Raw genomic sequence first — 16,657 nt, 5'->3', positions numbered from 1 at the left:
ATGAGTCATGTAAACGAAATAACCCGCGAATCCTGGGTGCAGAATACTTTTCCTGAGTGGGGCACCTGGCTGAATGATGAAATCAGCGCCGAAAAAGTCGCGCCCAATTCTGTGGCAATGTGGTGGCTGGGCTGTGTGGGTCTGTGGGTGAAAACTCCGGGCAACGCCAACGTCAGCATTGATTTCTGGTGCGGCACCGGCAAGCGTAAAAAGAACCTGCCGGATATGAAACCGAGTCATCAGATGGCGCGTATGAGCGGTGCGCGTATCGCTCAGCCAAACCTGCGCAGCACCACGTTTGTGCTCGATCCGTTCTCGATTAAAGAGATTGATGCGGTGCTGTCGACGCACTACCACGCCGACCATATCGACATCAACGTGGCTGCGGCGGTGCTGAAAAACTGCGCTCCGGATGTGCCTTTCATCGGCCCGCAGGCGTGTGTGGATCTGTGGATGCAGTGGGGCGTTCCTGCGAAACGTTGTCGCGTGGTGAAGCCGGGCGACGTTGTTAAAATCAAGGATATGGAAATTGTGGTGCTCGAGTCCTCCGACCGTACGATCCTCATCACCGAGCCGCCAAAACCGCTGGCAGATGACGGCGCAGCGGTGCCGGATATGGATCTGCGCTCGGTGAATTATCTGCTGAAAACACCGGGCGGCAACATCTATCATTCAGGCGATTCTCACTACTCCAACATGTACGCTCAGCATGGCAAACAGCATAATATTGACGTAGCGCTGGGCTCGTTTGGCGAAAACCCGATCGGCATTACCGACAAAATGACGGCTGTTGATATTCTGCGAATGGGCGAAGCGCTGCGTACGGATGTGATGATCCCGTTCCACCATGACATCTGGTGCAACATGCTGGCGGACACCAACGAAATCCTGACGCTGTTCGAAATGCGTCGTCATCGCCTGCAGTACCAGTTTGTGCCGTTCATCTGGCAACCCGGCGGTAAGTTTACCTATCCGCAGGATCGCAATCGTCGCGTTTACCAGCACCCGCGTGGCTTCCCGGATATTTTCGAAGCGGAAACGGATCTGCCTTTCCCGTCCTTCCTGTAAGTCACTGACCGCGAAAACTGGCACTTGTGTGCCAGTTATTTCAGGAGACGACATGCAGCTCGATCACCTGGCCGTAGACATCCTGAAAAAGATTGCCGCCGAGCCTGGGATGACCATCAAAATGCTCTGCGAGCGAATTGGTTTGCCACAACGTAATTTCTATTACCGGCGAGCTAAGATTAACGACTGGCTGATGGCAGAAGGTTTCAGTCCCCTGCTTTGCGATCCTCGCCACGGCGTGCGGCTTGTGGAAGAAGACGCTCGTGAAGTCCTGAGCAAACTCAGCGTGCTTCATGGTCAGCAGTACAAACTCAGCGCAGAAGAACGGCGCGATAACCTATTGCTCCACCTCGCCTGTCATCCCGAACCTGCTTTTACTCATCACCTCAGTGAACTTAACCTCGTCAGCCGAAATACCACGCTTGAAGATCTCAGCCTGCTGAAGCAGCATTTACAGCACCAGCAATTGACGCTGGCCGTTGATAAGAAGCAGGGTTATCGGATCGAAGGGAGTGATCTTGCACGCCGTCTGGCTGTGCAGCAGACACTTCAGCATGTGCTGAAATATTCAGATAATCAGGCCGAAAGCCGCACTGCGCAGATTTTTTTGCAGCCGCTGGAGAAGAGAGGGAAAAATCCGACAGAGGTTCAACAGAGGATAGAGTCACGGCTCAAGCAGACTGAGCAGCAGCTGAACCGTACATTTAGCGATAAAGACCGTAGGGCCCTGAAGTACATGATGATGTTTAGCGTGCTGGATACGCTCAAAGGTCACTATCCGCAGTTTACGCCCGTGCAGACACGCTTTTTACGTGAACAGACTGAATGCGAAATTGCCGCAGCCCTGAATACGTCGCTGGCGCGCGATTTGGGTTTTCCCGAGATTTCTGGCAACACGCTGTTTTTCTCACTCCTGTTTTCAGCGAGTAAAAAAGTGACGCCGCTACAAGGCCTGGAGCAGGCTGATAGCCGCCTGATGGCGGCAGTGAAGCAGCTGATTATGCAATTTCAGGCGCTTTCGGGTGTGTATCTGCTGGACGTGGAGCAACTGGAATCTCGCCTGTTCTCGCATCTCGGGCCCGCCATTCATCGCTGTCTGTTTGGCATGCACAGTAAAAATGTGCTGAAAGAGGAGATCCTTCAGCGCTACCCGCTCATCTTTCGCCTCTGCCGGCAGATCATCGTCAGCCTGGAGCAGGAGTATCAGGTGGCGTTTTGTGATGATGAGCTGAGCTACATCGTTATCAGCTTTGCGGCCTGGCTTGACCGGCGACCGGAAACGGGTGAACAGCATATCTTGCTGGTCACGGAGGGAGGCATGTCTTCCACAGCCATCCTCGAAAATCAGCTCCGAAACCTCACGGTGTTACCCTTGCTCATTGAGCATCTCTCGGCAAGCCAGCTGCAACAGCAGGGTATCGGCCCGCACATCCGGCTGGTGGTGAGTACCATCGGCCTTCGCTGCCCCATTCCTTCCCATGTGGGGTTTATTCAGACTCAGCACATGCTTACCGACAGCGAAAAACAGCAGCTTCGGTTGCTGCTTGAACACAATATTGAGGCGGTGGGAATTGCCGAGCTGGTGAACATGTTGGTGGCAACTGCCTCTCGTCTGGCGCCTCAGCAGAAAGAGCCGCTGCGTCAGGAGTTCAGCACTATCATTAGCCAGTTCATTCAGAAACAGCAGCGGCGTTCGTTCAGTTCGACAACGCCTTCAACTTCGTTGCTACCGGATATCGCGTTTACTGGCCGACAGTCGGGCTGGCGACAGCTTATCCGTAAAGCAGCTCAACCCCTGGTTGATAAAGGCTGTGTGGGTGTCGAATATGCGCGCGCGATTATCCGCCAGATTGAACAGCGGGGCATTACAACCTACCTCACGCCCGATATCCTGCTGCTGCATGATGCGCCACCGCAAGGTGCCACTGAAGGAGCACTTTCTCTGCTGAAACTTAAACATCCGCTGGAATTTGGCCTGCCCGGCGTGACGTTAACGCCGCGCGTGATTGTCATTCTTGTGCCCACAACGAACCTTTCGCATATTCCGCTGCTGGAGACGTTGAACGCGCTGATAAGCGATGACGAGGTGCTTAACGCGCTTCTGCAAGCCTCTTCGCTTAAAGCGGTACAGTCCGCCGTTTTGAGCCATAGCTTGTCGGGCACAAAAGAAAAAAGCCGCTGAAACCAGCGGCTTTTTTGTGAGTAAAACATCAGAAGTTATATTTCACACCGAGCATGCCCTGCGTGTCGCTGTAGCCTTTGTCGCCCATCTGCTGAGCGACGTTGCCCCAGACGTTCAGGCGTGGCGTGAGTTGCCCTTCCACACCCAGCTTCAGCTCGCCGATATTTTTGGTGCCTCGCATCTCGTTGCGAATATCGTCCATTTTTACGCTGACATTCCGGGTGTTGTGGATCCAGTTGGCTTCCACGAAAGGCTGGAACTCACGGGCTTTATCATCGTCGAGGGCGTTGTGCCCTTTGATGTAAGCCTTCACGCCCAGACGAGTGAGCAGATTACCGTCCGTGTCGTCTTTGACCCTTGAGCCATTTTCTTCACGATGATCGTCGGCTTGCACATCCATCCACACCAGCTGTGCTTTAGGCTGGAGCCAGTAGCTGTCACGCCCTGATCCCCCCAGTTTTAAGCTGTAGCCCGCTTCTACCGAGGCGGTTACCCCTTTGGATTTGTATTTCTCGGTCGCTAAATCCTGGCCCATCACTTTGTTATCAAACCAGTTGTAGAGCGCCCAGCTATCAACATAAGTGCCAGTCTTATCGGCATCGTTGGCATACCAGGTGGCGTAGACCCCGGCGCTGTAGCCGGTGATCTGGCCACGTGAGTGATAACCCGTCAGGCTGGAGTGGGTTCTGCTTTGGCTGTTTGCATAACCGGCCATCACGCCCAGGTGCCATCGGTCGAGGCCATCATTGCTCCATTGCGCCAGATCGCCGCCCAGTTGCAGAACATAACGGTTGCTCTGAGTTTTAAGCTGGCCGCTGCCGTCCTTAAAGCGAGTGTGACCGCCGACGTTACGCATCCACATGCTGGTGACTTTCTGTTCGCCAGTGAGCATATCGGTATACTGCGTTTCGCCCAGGCGATCGTGCAGACGCGTCAGGAACAGCGTATTGGCGGCATAGTTGTTCGCCAGATAGCTGCCGAACTCCGGGCGATACTGATGCTCACCCGCAGGGGTTGGTTCCGGTGCTGGTGGCGTAGGGGGAACGGGTGTTTCAGGTTCAACCGGGTCCACAGGCGCAGGGGGATCAACGGGATCGACAGGCGCTGGTGGGTCTACAGGATCGACCGGATCGGGTGGGTCGATGGGATCTGGCGGCTCAATCGGATCTTCGGGCTCTACAAGGCTTGTCAGATACCAGTTCCCCGCTTTTTTCTCCAGGTTGTAGTCGAAGCCACCGGCCACGATACGCCCTGATTTTTCGAAAGCACCGTCCGAACTGCCATTGACCTCGATTATCTCAATGCCTTCAACGGTCTGTGCGCCCGTGCCACCGATGTTGTTCATTGCGACAAGCGTATTGCCCGACGTACTGCCGTTAACGATGAGTTTGTCGGTGTCAGAGTCATCGTCAAACAGGACAGTATTGAAGACCAGCTTGCCGCCGTTGCCGACATAATCCTGGTTGATGGTCAGGGTTTGCCAGTTATCGTCTGCGTGCTGGAAATTCACGGTACTGCCCGCGTTTAACGTCAACGACGTTAGCGTTGAGCTGTTGGTCATGTTCCATGTGGTGTTGCTCATGGTCAGATCAAGCGTGGCTCCACCATCCACCGCAGACGCGCCGTTCCACAGTGAGTTATCCGTCATATTCAGCGCAATGGTGCTGTACTGGAGCGGGTTGGAGCTGGAAGCCGTCGCGCTTCCCGAAGAGAGAATATCTCCCTTGATAGTGAACTGGCCGCCAGAAGAAGCATCAATCAACCCGCCGTTGCTGGCGAACAGGGCATAGCTCTCGTCTGCGGCGGTTCCTGCCATGGTGATGGTTGCCCCGCCTGCAAGATTGATCGCACCGCGGGAGTAGGCATACAGGCCCATCGGCGCTTTGGCGCTTGCGCTGGTTTTGCCGGTACTGTTGATATCGACCCGGGCTCCATCACCAAGATTCGCGATGCCAGAGGAATAGGCATATACCCCATGAGCGGAATCGCCATGGGTGGTGATGCTTGCGTTATCGTCCAGCGAGATAACGCCCTTGTTATAGGCATAAACGGCATGGGCCGTTTTGTTGTCGGTCGAAATGGTCGCGCCTTTGCCTAATTCAATCAGGGATGAAGACGTTGCATAAAGCCCGTACGAGGATGAGCCGTAAGTTTCAATAACAGACCGCTCGCCCAGGCGAACCCAGGAGCCGCTTTGGCCGGTTCGAATGCCTTCAGCACTGCTGCCCCGGGTGATGATGTGCGCGGCGTCGCCGGTAATCACACTGTTTTTCGCCTGAGTGGCGTCTTTCAGGGCATAAACGGAAATCCCTCGGCCTTGATCGCCCGTCGTTTCGATATAGAGTTCATTCCCGGTATAAATGCTGGCAGAGCCAAGAGACCCCTGGCTGAATGAACTGTACCCGGCGTTAATGCCATCTCCGCTGTAGCCGTTCACCAAAATAGAGGTGCGATCGCCGGTAATAATAAACACCGGGTTGTCGGGGGTGTTGGTACCGTGGGTTCGAATGCCGTCGACGTCTTTACCCGCGTTGGCTGCTACCTTTGAGGCGGTGTTGATGGTCAGGCCGTCGCCGAAAATCACCCCAGGGCTGCCGGATGTTGAGTTGCGAATCACGGTGATGGTGTGCTCGAATGCTTCCTGGCCGGGGCCATTGAGCGTCACATTATCACCGTAAATATTCAGCGTGCCGCCGTCCCAGGCATACACATAATTCGGCGCTGAACTGACTTTCTGATACGTCGTATTGGCGGTGCCGGGAATTAACGCCTGCAGCTCAGGCGGTAAACTCGATACCAGGCCACTGTTCGGCAAGTTATCAAAATCAATGCCGTTACCTGCATGAGCAGAAAACACCATTGAGGCGAGTGCGGTTGAAACCGCAATAGCGATACGAGAGTATTGATTAGAATAATGCATACCAGCCTCCTTCCTTCAGGCGTAGCGTCACCCGCGCAGAAATAAACGCGAAGAAAATGAATGTATTGGCTTATAAAACGCGTGATATGAGTTGTTGAACGGTGAACCCGAGTTTTTTCTCCAGTCGGTATTTGCGGACGTAAACTTTCTTCGTTTCAATCTTATCTATGCTAATAATCCCTTGCGTGCATATTCCAGACATAAAACGGCTGAGGAGCATCACTTCCGAATAATTAAGCATTCTTCCCTGGCGATCGAGTGCCAATCGCCCAGTGAATAAACGTCTTATTTTCATTCGCTGTATATCATCGTCATCACTGGCATAAAGAATGCCATGGATTTTATTGCTTCGGGATATCCAGTAATTTGCCAGTGGCCGCAAGTGATTATCAGTGATAATGACAATACGCATGCCTGTTTTAATTAAATCATCGATCCATTTAGCATCGGTAAAATCGCGTAGCCAGGGGAGGGAAAAGTCGACAAAGATAAACCCACATGACAACCTGTTATTTTCCTTCCTTAATTTTGTAAGTATCCCCTGTTGTAAAAAAAGATTTCCCTCAGGCCAGATCGCAAAAGAGGATTGTCCGCAGTATTGCGAGCGAAGGACCGCCTCTGGATAAATCTGACATGAGTGTTCGCAGCCAATACAATGAATGTCATGTTGTGATGGCTTTATCATCATCCTGGCTCCTGTCATGGGTCCGCTGCAATATTTCATTGGTCGATTACTGTGTCAATTCACGAATAAATAGTTGCTGAATACCTAATTTCTATAGGGAACTAATGGCGCAATAAATTCTGATCTACTCCTGAAACCCCCACGCTACCGGTCATGTGCTAACAGAATGATTTGGGATGTTGTTGCTCTCATCCAGGACAATATTACCAATACGCGAGATTGTTTAATTCGGGCAAATAGCACGAATGGTTAAAGATTTTGAGCCCTGAGTGCGGGCTCTGCCTGCACGCCATGTGGGTCTCTGGCATGCCTTAAAATGTAGTGAGTTCGGGAATGGAAAGGTACTGATATCTTTTTAGCTAAACACACCTGATCGTCACCTAAGACTAACGTTTCATAACTGATTGTATTGCATGAACTTATTTTTCTTATTTCAGAGTCATTATTCTGAGCCTTAAATATTAGTCTTAATTACGTATTTAAATATGACGCCGGAACCTTCATTTTTAGCGTAGCTGCAAAGGACGTGCATTATTCAGGAGGTGAGAATGTATCTCATTAATCAACAGGTCGAGTTCGATCCCGATCTCAAAAGGATGACGAATCGACAGACAGGCAAAGATGTCCATCTGCAACTGCCTGCATCACTTTGCCTTCTCTATTTAATCGCTAACAGAAATGAAATTGCTTCTCAAAATACTTTATTGAAAGTGGGGTGGGGGGCGAGAAATGAAGTGACGACACCGAATACGTTTTATCAGTCTATTTTAACGTTACGTAACGCATTGGCTGACGTTGGGTTGTCCCGTGAGACGGTAAAAACTATTTCTCGGCGTGGTTTGATTCTGGATGACAGGACGACCGTAGAGAAAATTCCGCGGGTAAAAAAACAGGAGCAAATTTCTCAGGAAAAGAAGCCCTTACCCCTGCGGAAAATAAAATCCCGTTGGGGGCTTTATGGCGCCTCCTTGTTATGGGCTGCGATTATATCGATGTGGCTGGCAGGCTATTTTTTACAACCGGAGCTACCATTCCAAAATTTTATCCCTTCTTCCTTACACTTACGTCTTGAAGAACGGTGTGAAATTTATCATGCCGCCAATGAAATCTTATCTACGCGCAGCCTGAAAATGTTGGACAGCCACCCTGAACTCTGTGTCGCTGGTAGCCATGTGTTTATTTCCGGGCATCGCCACGCAGAGCGTGTTGCCGCTTTCGTCTGTAATAAAGATGCCAGAAAAGAAGCGACGGCTGTTTGTGCCTCTCATTATTACTGGACGGAAGAGTGATGAAGAATAAACTCAAGGTGCCATTTTTGGCTGTCACACTGATGATGGCGGCATTCTCCGCACTTTGGTTGTGGCACGCCTGGCTTGCGCCGCAGCGTCTCGACTGCGTGGGCAATGTGGTGTGGGAGATTGCTAACAAACGTTTTGCCGGAACCCTGTCCTGGCGGATGGAGCAACATAAGGGGGTGGTAACCATTAATGGTAAGTTGCAGGGTGAGGGGGACACCGTTTCCCGAATCAGCCGCAATGTTTACTTCAGCTATGAGCAGCAAAACCGCGCTCATATTCTGCAAAATACACGAGTCGTGAAGACGTTCGCCGATACCGCAAGCGCAGATGACCTTAGCGGCACACTGCCAGCATTTTACGATAAGCCAGGCCGACAACTTAGCCTGCTGATTGATGACTATACCGAAGCCTGGATATTTGCGACCTCCAATGTCCCCTCGCTTTACTGCCATAAGCGGTGAACCGGGGTTCTGCAAGAGAGACGTAGTCAAACCGCTCCTTTCCCGCTACAGTTATTTTTCCATGACGCAAAAGGAGAGGATCATGCTCTATATCTTTGATTTAGGTAATGTGATTGTCGACATCGACTTCAACCGGGTGTTTGGCGCATGGAGTGATTTCAGCCGTGTGCCGCTGGCGACGCTGAAACAGAATTTTGTCATGGGCGAAGCTTTCCATCAGCATGAGCGTGGTGAAATCAGCGACGAAGCCTTCGCACAAGCGCTTTGCCATGAAATGGATTTGCCCCTGAGCTACGAACAGTTTGCCCATGGCTGGCAGGCGATATTTGTTGGTCTGCGCCCGGAAGCGATCGCCATCATGCACAAATTGCGTGAACAGGGTCATCGCGTGGTGGTGCTTTCGAACACCAACCGGCTGCATACCACTTTCTGGCCTGATGAATATCCGGAAGTTCGCGCTGCGGCCGATCATATTTATCTGTCGCAAGAGATGGGAATGCGTAAACCCGAAACGCGTATTTATCAACAGGTGCTGGAGAAAGAAGGATTTTCAGCCAGCGATACGGTCTTTTTCGATGACAACGCCGATAATATAGAAAGGGCTAACCAGCTGGGGATCACCAGCATTCTGGTGAGCGGTAAAGAAACGATCCCGGACTATTTCGCGAAGCAGCTATGTTAAAAACCGTTCATCAAAAAGCCAGCCGATATCCTGGGCCCCTGATGGCCTGGTGTAAGTTACTCTGGCGGCGGATTGATGAAGACCATATGACGACACTGGCCGGAAACCTGGCCTATGTGTCGTTGCTTTCATTAGTCCCGTTAATCGCGGTGATCTTCGCCCTGTTCGCCGCTTTTCCCATGTTTTCTGACGTCAGCGTGACGTTACGTCATTTCGTGTTTGCCAACTTTCTGCCCGCCACTGGCGATGTCATCCAGCGTTACATCGAACAGTTCGTGGCTAACTCCAACAAAATGACCGCCGTCGGTGCCTGTGGGCTTATCGTCACCGCGCTGTTGCTGATGTATGCCATTGATAGTGCGCTCAATACGATATGGCGGAGCAAGCGGGTGCGGCCGAAAGTGTACTCTTTTGCGGTCTACTGGATGATCCTCACGCTTGGGCCGTTACTGGCGGGCGCGAGCCTGGCGATAAGCTCCTATTTGCTCTCTCTGCGCTGGGCCAGCGAGCTTAATGGTGTCATCGATAATGTGCTGCGAATCTTTCCGTTGCTGCTTTCGTGGATGTCGTTCTGGCTGCTTTACAGCATTGTGCCGACAACGCGAGTGTTGAACCGTGATGCCGTCGTCGGGGCGCTGGTCGCCGCATTGTTGTTCGAGCTTGGCAAGAAAGGCTTTGCCCTCTACATCACCACCTTTCCGTCGTATCAGCTGATTTATGGCGTGCTTTCGGTCATTCCCATTTTGTTTGTTTGGGTCTACTGGACGTGGTGCATCGTCTTGCTTGGCGCGGAAATAACTGTCACTCTCGGGGAATACCGAAAACTCAAACTCGCTGCACGCGAGGAACAAGACGAGCAACCATGATCGCATTAATTCAGCGCGTAACCCGTGCCAGCGTCACCGTGGAGGGAGAGGTGACGGGAGAAATTGACCAGGGACTTTTGGTGCTATTGGGTGTCGAAAAAGAAGACGACGAGCAAAAAGCAAATCGCCTCTGTGAGCGCGTGCTGGGCTACCGAATTTTCAGCGATGCCGACGGCAAAATGAACCTGAATGTTCAGCAGGCGGGTGGCAGCGTGCTGGTGGTTTCTCAGTTTACTCTGGCGGCAGATACCGAACGCGGCATGCGCCCGGGGTTTTCACGCGGTGCGACACCCGAGAAAGCAGAAGCGCTATACGACTACTTTGTTGAACGTTGCCGTCAGCAGGAAATGCACACCCAAACCGGGCGTTTCGCTGCCGATATGCAGGTGTCACTGGTTAACGATGGCCCCGTGACCTTCTGGTTACAGGTATGAGTCTTCATGCCGGTTGGGCGCGGGCCGCAAAAGAGAGTTCCGCTATGTATCACCTTCGAGTACCGCAAACGGAAGAAGAGTTAGAGCGTTATTACCAGTTTCGCTGGGAGATGCTGCGCAAACCCTTGCATCAGCCTAAAGGCTCCGAGCGCGATGCCTGGGATGCCATGGCGCATCATCAAATGGTGGTCGACGAAGCGGGCAATCTGGTCGCTGTCGGGCGGTTGTACATTAACGCGGATTACGAAGCGTCCATTCGCTTTATGGCCGTAGACCCCGCCGTGCAGGATAAAGGCCTGGGTACGCTGATGGCGATGACGCTCGAATCAGTGGCGCGTCAGGAAGGCGTAAAACGCGTCACCTGTAGCGCGCGTGAAGACGCCGTCGAGTTTTTTGCCAAGCTGGGCTTTGTGAATCAGGGCGAAATTACTACTCCGCAAACCACACCCGTGCGCCATTTCCTGATGATTAAACCTGTCGCCACGCTGGACGATATTCTGCATCGCGGCGACTGGTGTGGGCAGCTGCAACAAGCCTGGTATGAACACATTCCCCTGAGCGAAAAAATGGGCGTTCGCATTCAGCAATACACCGGGCAGAAATTTATCACCACCATGCCGGAAATCGGTAACCAGAACCCACACAATACGCTGTTCGCGGGCAGCCTGTTTTCGCTCGCCACACTGACAGGCTGGGGCCTCATCTGGCTGATGCTGCGCGAGCGCCATCTGGGCGGCACCATCATCCTGGCGGACGCGCATATTCGCTACAGCAATCCAATCAGTGGAAAACCCAGCGCGATTGCCGACCTTGGCTCATTAAGCGGTGACCTCGACAGGTTGGCTCGTGGCCGCAAAGCACGCGTTCAATTGCAGGTTGAGCTGTTTGGCGATGAAACCTCTGGCGCGATTTTCGAAGGCATCTACATTGTGCTGCCGGCAAAACCTTTCGGGCCGCTGGAAGAGGGCGGGAACGAAGAAGAGTAACGCCCCTCAGCCCACTGCGTCGATGCGGTGGGCTATGTCCAATTCTGCAAAAACATTTTCATTTTCAATTTGCTGGAAAGCGCCTCGCAAAATTGATCTCTGCTGCAAAAATCACCTTTACCCTTTCTTTTTGTCTGTGTATTGTGCGTGAAAACTAACCGATTCTGATATACTGAGGTGATATGTGGGCGCACTAATGGAATTAACGATGGGAAGAATATTGCTCGATCTTTCAGATGATGTTTTGCAACGACTGGATAGCCTCAAACAGCTGCGTAACCAACCACGTGCAGAGTTATTGCGTGAAGCGGTAGAGCAGTATCTGGATACACAAAGCTTATCGGCCATTCGCGAAGGGTTGGGCCTATGGGGAGATCGCATTGAAGAAGGACTTGAATATGAACGTAAGCTGCGTGAGGAGTGGTAGTTCATGGAACGTATGGCAGTTTTTGATACCAATATCCTCATCGATCTCCTGAACAATCGCACTTGCGCAGCGGAAGCCATCGAGCAGGGGGCAGCACATCGTGCGATCAGCCTGATATCCTGGATGGAGGTGATGGTGGGGGCTAAAAAATACGGTCAGGAAGCGAAAACGGCTGCGGTATTGGGAGCGTTTGAAATCATCGATATTTCGAAGGTGGTCGCTGAAAGGAGTGTACTGCTTCGGGCGGAGTACGGGATGAAACTCCCCGATGCCATTATTCTTGCCAGTGCTCAGGTACGAAATTGTTCCCTCATCACCCGAAATACCAAAGATTTTGCTGGCATCATCGGCGTGAAAACGCCGTATTAACAAGCTGGGCGCAGTCGCACCCGGTTATCAGCGCACTATTTCACGGGCCACGTCCTTCATTGCTTCCCGCGCCGACTCGCTGATCCCCCCTAACTGAAAGAAGCCGTGTATCACGCCGGGGTAGTGTGCATTGGAACACTCGCCGCCTTGCGCCTGAATACGTTGCTGCAATTCCATCCCTTCGTCACAGAGCGGGTCGTACTCTGCGGTGATGATGTGGACTGGCGGCAGGCCACATAAGTCTTCACGCCATAAAGGGCTGGCTTCAGGATGCATACGCCCAAGCGTGCCGAGATAGAGTTCATACCCGCTCAAAAGCGTATCGCGGGTAATCACGTAATCTTCACCATTACGGGTATAGCTCGCAAAACTCGCCGTTGCATCGAGCATGGGGTAGATAAGAATGAGTTTTGCAGGCTGCCATTGTGCTTCGATTTTAAGGCGAAGGGCGGTCACCAGCGCCAGATGGCCGCCAGCGCTATCGCCAGCGAGGGTAATACGGGCAGCATCGATACCAAACTGACGGGCATTTCGCCAGACTATGTTTGCACCCGTTTCAGCATCGTCGTGCGCTGCGGGATAACCGTGTTCAGGTGCCAGTCGGTATTGAACGGCGATGACATGACAGTGACCCAGATAAGCCATCTGTCGCAGCTGGTTGTCGTGTGTGGCGAACCCACCGCTAACAAAACAGCCGCCGTGATAGTAGATAACCGCAGGCAGAGGACTCGTCACATTTTTTGGGGACACAACACGAAAACGCATGCCCTCAAGCTCAACATCGTTAACCTGCACGCGGGTTTCAATTTCACCGGCAAGCACCGTACTTGCCACATAACCCTTTCTCCGATCATCAATACTTTGTTCCCTTGGGGAGGGACGGCCAGCGGCAATAAAGTCCTTCACCAGTTCCGCAATACCTTGTTCCAGCGCCATCATCAATTCCTTTTTGCTGTTTGGATATCCAGTGTTATAGCCTGGATTTGTAGTGATGAAAATAACCAAAACCAGGCAATGTCAGGATCTGGAAAGCTGTACGCAAAAATCGAAAAACCTAAGTGATTTCATCCTGAATTACGCGAATTTTAAGTCAATTAGCGGTAGCGTATTTAAACGTGGGGTACGTCATTGACGTACTGTTTAATTATGCTACTCTAAGCCAATGGCGTACTGTTATGATCTTTATTGAAACAAGCATGTTTACGGAAGACGTGGAGCAATTGCTTGCCGAAGAGGAGTACAGGCAGTTCCAATGTTTTCTCACGATTCATCCGGAAGGCGGGGAGGTGATCCCGGGAACGGGTGGGCTAAGAAAGGTTCGCTGGGCCGCAAACGGGAAAGGGAAAAGCGGCGGGGTGCGGGTGATTTACTACTACCGCTCTCGTGCGGAAGAGATTCGGTTGTTGCTGATCTACCGTAAAGGCCTGAAGGATGATTTTTCAGCGCAAGATAAAGCCATCCTGCGCAAACTCAATGAGAGGTGGTAAATGGATAAGGCACTTTTTGAACGCTTAACGAAAAGCATGGAAGAGATGAACGACATTGTGGACGGCACTCGTGAGCCTTCTCGTGTTTTCGAAGTCGATGCCATGAAAATCAAAGAAATTCGCCACGCTTCGGGGCTTTCTCAAACGCGTTTTGCCAGTCTGATTTCTGTCAGCGTCGATACGCTGAGGAACTGGGAACAAGGTCGGCGTTCTCCTACCGGGCCTGCAAAAGCATTATTGCGCGCCATTGCGAACGATCCGGTCAATGTGATTGCCGCTTTGGCACAATAAACCGGGTGCAGTCGCACCCGGCTTTCACACAATTATTCCCCTTCGCCCGGGAACAGGAACGGGTTGATGGAACTGCGGGCAAAGCCCTCTTGCTCCATGCGCGCGTCCAGCACCAGCGAGGCGAGATCGTCGGCCACAGGCTCGACGTTCGGGTCTTTTTCCTGATACAGGATCTTCAGGTAAGTGCCGCAATCGCCACAGCTTTCCGCTTTGACGGAAGCCTGTTCGTTATCCAGCGACCAGTAATGCAAATCACGGCTTTGCTCGCAGTTGCTGCACTTCACGCGCACCACATGCCACTCGGATTCACACAGGTTGCAATGCAGATAGCGCAGCCCTTGCGTCGTACCAATCTGCACGACGCTGGACACCGGCATTGAGCCGCACACCGGACAGAACTGGCGATGCTCGCCATACTCAGCGCGGGCCTTGCCTGGGATCAGGTTCGCCATTTGCGCCCAATAGAGCGACAGGGCAGCCCAGATAAACGGCGCTTTGTCGCTGCTGACGGAAGCAAATTCTGAAGCAAACAGCGCAGTGGCCATCGCTTCCAGTTCCTGATCCGACGCTTTCTCCAGATTCTCGATAACCGATAACGCAGGGCCGCTCATCTCGGGTTTCAGCTCGGCAATCATTGATTGCAGCAGCTTTTGCCAGTGTTTGTCGCGTGGCAGCGTGTGGATATCCAGCGGCGGTTTGCCCTGGGCGGCAGCTTCTTTGATGCGCGCGGTCAAGTCCATTTGCAGAGGATGGTCGTACAGCACCACTTCCTGCGCGTGGGCAATCAGCGCGGCAAAACGCAGATAGTCGCCCAGTGGATTTTCCTGCGCCAGCTGCAGCAGGCGTTCCGCCCGGCGGTGGTAGAGGTTCTTTAGTCGCGGGAATAATAACGGCGGAATTGCTTCCGCCGTACGTTTCTCGCTACTCCCCAGTTCATCCTGAGGGATTATGCGAATACTCATTCGGTCGATTTTTCCTGTTTCTGGCGGACTTCACGGTACCAGCGCGGGTGATGTTTCTTCGCCCAACTGCGGGTGACCCATCCTTCCACCATCGCGGTAATGGTGCCTTTAACCCAAAGGGCGGCGTAGATATGCACCATAATAACCACAATTAACGCTACCGCGGCAAATGAATGCAGCATCAGCGCGAAGCGGATAACCGGAATGGAGAACGCTGGCGCGAAGTACGGCCGCCAGATAATGACGCCGCTCACCAGCAGTAACACCAGGAAGATAATTGCCGCCCAGAACACGCACTTCTGGCCGAAATTATAGCGCCCGGTGTCTCCTACTTCCTCGTTGACGACGATCTTACGAATATTCTTCGCCCAAAAGATATCATCCCGATTGATTAGGTTGTGGTGCCAGTAGCGGAAGAACATGATGATGAAGGAAGCAAACATCACCACCCCGACGAACGGGTGCAGAATGCGCGCCAGCTGCGGTGTTCCGAGAATGTGCATCAGCCAGTTAAAGGACGGGAAGAAAAAGCCCAGCCCGCTCACCGCCGCCAGAATGAAGCAGAAGGCGGTGACCCAGTGGTTGATGCGTTCCGGTGCGGTGTAGCGCACGATGGTGTCACGACGTTTCATTTGCGCACCTCGTCTTTCTCTTCATGCAGATTGTCCTCTTCCTCTTCAGCGCGGTTTGGACCCACACCGACATAGTGGAAGATGCTGGCGGCAAACGTCGCCGCAAAGCCGACCGCGGCGAGCGGTTTCCAGATGCCTTTCCAGAACTTAACGGTCTGGCTGATTTCCGGGTTCTCCGGCAAGCCGTGATAGAGCGTCGGTTTGTCGGCATGATGCAGAACATACATCACGTGAGTGCCGCCAACGCCCGCCGGATCGTACAGACCAGCGTTGTCGTAACCGCGCGTTTTAAGCTCTGCCACACGTTCGCCCGCGAGGGTTTTCATGTCCTCTTTCGAGCCGAAGTGGATCGCGCCAGTTGGGCACGTTTTCACACAGGCCGGTTCCTGGCCCACCGTCACACGGTCGACGCACAGCGTACATTTGTAGACGCGGTTGTCTTCCGGGTTCAGGCGCGGTACGTCAAACGGACAGCCTGCGATGCAGTAGCCACAGCCGATGCACTGCTCAGACTGGAAGTCGACAATACCGTTGGCATATTGAATGATAGCCCCTTCTGACGGACATGCCTTCAGGCAGCCCGGGTCGGCGCAGTGCATGCAGCCATCTTTACGGATCAGCCACTCCAGTTTGTCGTTTTGCTCCACTTCGGAGAAACGCATCACCGTCCAGGACTTCGCGGTTAAATCGGCCGGGTTGTCGTACACGCCGACGTTACTGCCGATTTCGTCGCGAATGTCGTTCCACTCCGAACAGGCCACCTGACAGGCTTTACAGCCGATACAGGTGGTCACGTCGATAAGCTTCGCCACTTCCTGTTGGTGATCCCGCGCCTGAGGCGCGGGGGTGAAACCGTTAGTCGCGGAACGACGGATGATATCTTGCGATTGATAAGCCATAAGTCGTC

Annotated in this window: 18 protein-coding genes; 12 read left to right on the top strand and 6 right to left on the bottom strand. The window is 52.8% G+C overall.

Annotated features, from left to right (window positions below; all coding sequences use genetic code 11):
- Both ulaG and ACRCWW_RS09065 read left to right on the top strand, forming a co-directional pair.
- Positions 1–1,068, top strand: coding sequence for an L-ascorbate 6-phosphate lactonase (gene ulaG / locus ACRCWW_RS09070; protein ID WP_438682121.1), 1,068 nt, complete (start codon positions 1–3; stop codon positions 1,066–1,068).
- Positions 1,069–1,120: 52 nt separating this feature from the next.
- Positions 1,121–3,250, top strand: a complete 2,130-nt coding sequence (locus ACRCWW_RS09065; protein ID WP_438682120.1) for a PRD domain-containing protein — start codon at positions 1,121–1,123, stop codon at positions 3,248–3,250.
- Between the two features lie 28 nt (positions 3,251–3,278).
- Here ACRCWW_RS09065 and ACRCWW_RS09060 read toward each other — a convergent pair whose 3' ends face one another.
- Positions 3,279–6,170 (bottom strand): autotransporter outer membrane beta-barrel domain-containing protein, encoded by a 2,892-nt coding sequence (locus ACRCWW_RS09060; protein ID WP_438682119.1) that lies wholly within the window; start codon positions 6,168–6,170, stop codon positions 3,279–3,281.
- Positions 6,171–6,240: 70 nt separating this feature from the next.
- The gene (locus ACRCWW_RS09055) at positions 6,241–6,858 is read right to left on the bottom strand and encodes a helix-turn-helix transcriptional regulator (protein WP_438682118.1); all 618 of its coding nucleotides are present in this window, start codon (positions 6,856–6,858) and stop codon (positions 6,241–6,243) included.
- A gap of 545 nt (positions 6,859–7,403) precedes the next feature.
- On the opposite strand from ACRCWW_RS09055, the gene ACRCWW_RS09050 reads away from it, so the two are divergent.
- The 8 genes from ACRCWW_RS09050 (at position 7,404) to ACRCWW_RS09015 (ending at position 12,378) form a co-directional block, all read left to right on the top strand.
- Entirely contained in the window at positions 7,404–8,144 is a 741-nt protein-coding gene (locus ACRCWW_RS09050) for a winged helix-turn-helix domain-containing protein (RefSeq protein ID WP_438682117.1), read from the top strand.
- The gene (locus tag ACRCWW_RS09045; protein ID WP_438682116.1) at positions 8,144–8,614 is read left to right on the top strand and encodes a hypothetical protein; all 471 of its coding nucleotides are present in this window, start codon (positions 8,144–8,146) and stop codon (positions 8,612–8,614) included. The genes ACRCWW_RS09050 and ACRCWW_RS09045 overlap by 1 nt, the downstream gene beginning before the upstream one ends.
- An 82-nt stretch (positions 8,615–8,696) precedes the next feature.
- Complete coding sequence (yihX, locus tag ACRCWW_RS09040) at positions 8,697–9,296, top strand: glucose-1-phosphatase (protein ID WP_438682115.1); 600 nt, start codon at positions 8,697–8,699, stop codon at positions 9,294–9,296.
- Positions 9,290–10,162, top strand: a complete 873-nt coding sequence (locus ACRCWW_RS09035; RefSeq protein WP_438682114.1) for a virulence factor BrkB family protein — start codon at positions 9,290–9,292, stop codon at positions 10,160–10,162. The genes yihX and ACRCWW_RS09035 overlap by 7 nt, the downstream gene beginning before the upstream one ends.
- The gene (gene dtd, locus ACRCWW_RS09030; RefSeq protein WP_438682113.1) at positions 10,159–10,596 is read left to right on the top strand and encodes a D-aminoacyl-tRNA deacylase; all 438 of its coding nucleotides are present in this window, start codon (positions 10,159–10,161) and stop codon (positions 10,594–10,596) included. Before ACRCWW_RS09035 ends, dtd begins: the two co-directional genes overlap by 4 nt.
- A 44-nt stretch (positions 10,597–10,640) precedes the next feature.
- Complete coding sequence (fabY, locus tag ACRCWW_RS09025) at positions 10,641–11,582, top strand: fatty acid biosynthesis protein FabY (protein WP_330984191.1); 942 nt, start codon at positions 10,641–10,643, stop codon at positions 11,580–11,582.
- A gap of 196 nt (positions 11,583–11,778) precedes the next feature.
- Positions 11,779–12,009, top strand: coding sequence for a ribbon-helix-helix protein, CopG family (locus tag ACRCWW_RS09020; RefSeq protein WP_438682112.1), 231 nt, complete (start codon positions 11,779–11,781; stop codon positions 12,007–12,009).
- Between the two features lie 3 nt (positions 12,010–12,012).
- Entirely contained in the window at positions 12,013–12,378 is a 366-nt protein-coding gene (locus ACRCWW_RS09015) for a type II toxin-antitoxin system VapC family toxin (protein WP_438682111.1), read from the top strand.
- 27 nt (positions 12,379–12,405) lie between these two features.
- Here the strand turns inward: ACRCWW_RS09015 and ACRCWW_RS09010 are convergent, their stop codons facing one another.
- Entirely contained in the window at positions 12,406–13,314 is a 909-nt protein-coding gene (locus ACRCWW_RS09010) for an alpha/beta hydrolase (RefSeq protein WP_438682110.1), read from the bottom strand.
- Between the two features lie 239 nt (positions 13,315–13,553).
- Here ACRCWW_RS09010 and ACRCWW_RS09005 point away from each other — a divergent pair, with 239 nt between their 5' ends.
- Both ACRCWW_RS09005 and nadS read left to right on the top strand, forming a co-directional pair.
- Entirely contained in the window at positions 13,554–13,865 is a 312-nt protein-coding gene (locus ACRCWW_RS09005; RefSeq protein WP_438682109.1) for a type II toxin-antitoxin system RelE/ParE family toxin, read from the top strand.
- The gene (nadS, locus tag ACRCWW_RS09000; protein ID WP_438682108.1) at positions 13,866–14,156 is read left to right on the top strand and encodes a NadS family protein; all 291 of its coding nucleotides are present in this window, start codon (positions 13,866–13,868) and stop codon (positions 14,154–14,156) included.
- A 32-nt stretch (positions 14,157–14,188) separates the two neighbouring features.
- On the opposite strand, the gene fdhE is transcribed toward nadS, so the two are convergent.
- Genes fdhE through fdxH form a run of 3 tightly spaced genes read right to left on the bottom strand, consistent with a single transcriptional unit; the run spans position 14,189 to position 16,649 of the window.
- The gene (fdhE, locus tag ACRCWW_RS08995) at positions 14,189–15,118 is read right to left on the bottom strand and encodes a formate dehydrogenase accessory protein FdhE (RefSeq protein WP_438682107.1); all 930 of its coding nucleotides are present in this window, start codon (positions 15,116–15,118) and stop codon (positions 14,189–14,191) included.
- Positions 15,115–15,750, bottom strand: coding sequence for a formate dehydrogenase cytochrome b556 subunit (fdoI, locus tag ACRCWW_RS08990; protein WP_438682106.1), 636 nt, complete (start codon positions 15,748–15,750; stop codon positions 15,115–15,117). Before fdoI ends, fdhE begins: the two co-directional genes overlap by 4 nt.
- The gene (gene fdxH, locus ACRCWW_RS08985; RefSeq protein WP_330984197.1) at positions 15,747–16,649 is read right to left on the bottom strand and encodes a formate dehydrogenase subunit beta; all 903 of its coding nucleotides are present in this window, start codon (positions 16,647–16,649) and stop codon (positions 15,747–15,749) included. The genes fdoI and fdxH overlap by 4 nt, the downstream gene beginning before the upstream one ends.
- Positions 16,650–16,657: the final 8 nt, after the last annotated feature.

The organism is Scandinavium sp. (assembly GCF_051650185.1).
Taxonomy (GTDB): domain Bacteria; phylum Pseudomonadota; class Gammaproteobacteria; order Enterobacterales; family Enterobacteriaceae; genus Scandinavium.
This window is presented reverse-complemented; position numbering and strand designations above follow the sequence as displayed.

Bases quoted from the DNA above. Each gene is read 5' to 3' on its own strand.
- ulaG (WP_438682121.1), top strand. From the start codon at position 1: ATGAGTCATGTAAACGAAATAACCCGCGAATCCTGGGTGCAGAATACT.
- ACRCWW_RS09065 (WP_438682120.1), top strand. From the start codon at position 1,121: ATGCAGCTCGATCACCTGGCCGTAGACATCCTGAAAAAGATTGCCGCC.
- ACRCWW_RS09060 (WP_438682119.1), bottom strand. From the start codon at position 6,170: ATGCATTATTCTAATCAATACTCTCGTATCGCTATTGCGGTTTCAACC.
- ACRCWW_RS09055 (WP_438682118.1), bottom strand. From the start codon at position 6,858: ATGATGATAAAGCCATCACAACATGACATTCATTGTATTGGCTGCGAA.
- ACRCWW_RS09050 (WP_438682117.1), top strand. From the start codon at position 7,404: ATGTATCTCATTAATCAACAGGTCGAGTTCGATCCCGATCTCAAAAGG.
- ACRCWW_RS09045 (WP_438682116.1), top strand. From the start codon at position 8,144: ATGAAGAATAAACTCAAGGTGCCATTTTTGGCTGTCACACTGATGATG.
- yihX (WP_438682115.1), top strand. From the start codon at position 8,697: ATGCTCTATATCTTTGATTTAGGTAATGTGATTGTCGACATCGACTTC.
- ACRCWW_RS09035 (WP_438682114.1), top strand. From the start codon at position 9,290: ATGTTAAAAACCGTTCATCAAAAAGCCAGCCGATATCCTGGGCCCCTG.
- dtd (WP_438682113.1), top strand. From the start codon at position 10,159: ATGATCGCATTAATTCAGCGCGTAACCCGTGCCAGCGTCACCGTGGAG.
- fabY (WP_330984191.1), top strand. From the start codon at position 10,641: ATGTATCACCTTCGAGTACCGCAAACGGAAGAAGAGTTAGAGCGTTAT.
- ACRCWW_RS09020 (WP_438682112.1), top strand. From the start codon at position 11,779: ATGGAATTAACGATGGGAAGAATATTGCTCGATCTTTCAGATGATGTT.
- ACRCWW_RS09015 (WP_438682111.1), top strand. From the start codon at position 12,013: ATGGAACGTATGGCAGTTTTTGATACCAATATCCTCATCGATCTCCTG.
- ACRCWW_RS09010 (WP_438682110.1), bottom strand. From the start codon at position 13,314: ATGGCGCTGGAACAAGGTATTGCGGAACTGGTGAAGGACTTTATTGCC.
- ACRCWW_RS09005 (WP_438682109.1), top strand. From the start codon at position 13,554: ATGATCTTTATTGAAACAAGCATGTTTACGGAAGACGTGGAGCAATTG.
- nadS (WP_438682108.1), top strand. From the start codon at position 13,866: ATGGATAAGGCACTTTTTGAACGCTTAACGAAAAGCATGGAAGAGATG.
- fdhE (WP_438682107.1), bottom strand. From the start codon at position 15,118: ATGAGTATTCGCATAATCCCTCAGGATGAACTGGGGAGTAGCGAGAAA.
- fdoI (WP_438682106.1), bottom strand. From the start codon at position 15,750: ATGAAACGTCGTGACACCATCGTGCGCTACACCGCACCGGAACGCATC.
- fdxH (WP_330984197.1), bottom strand. From the start codon at position 16,649: ATGGCTTATCAATCGCAAGATATCATCCGTCGTTCCGCGACTAACGGT.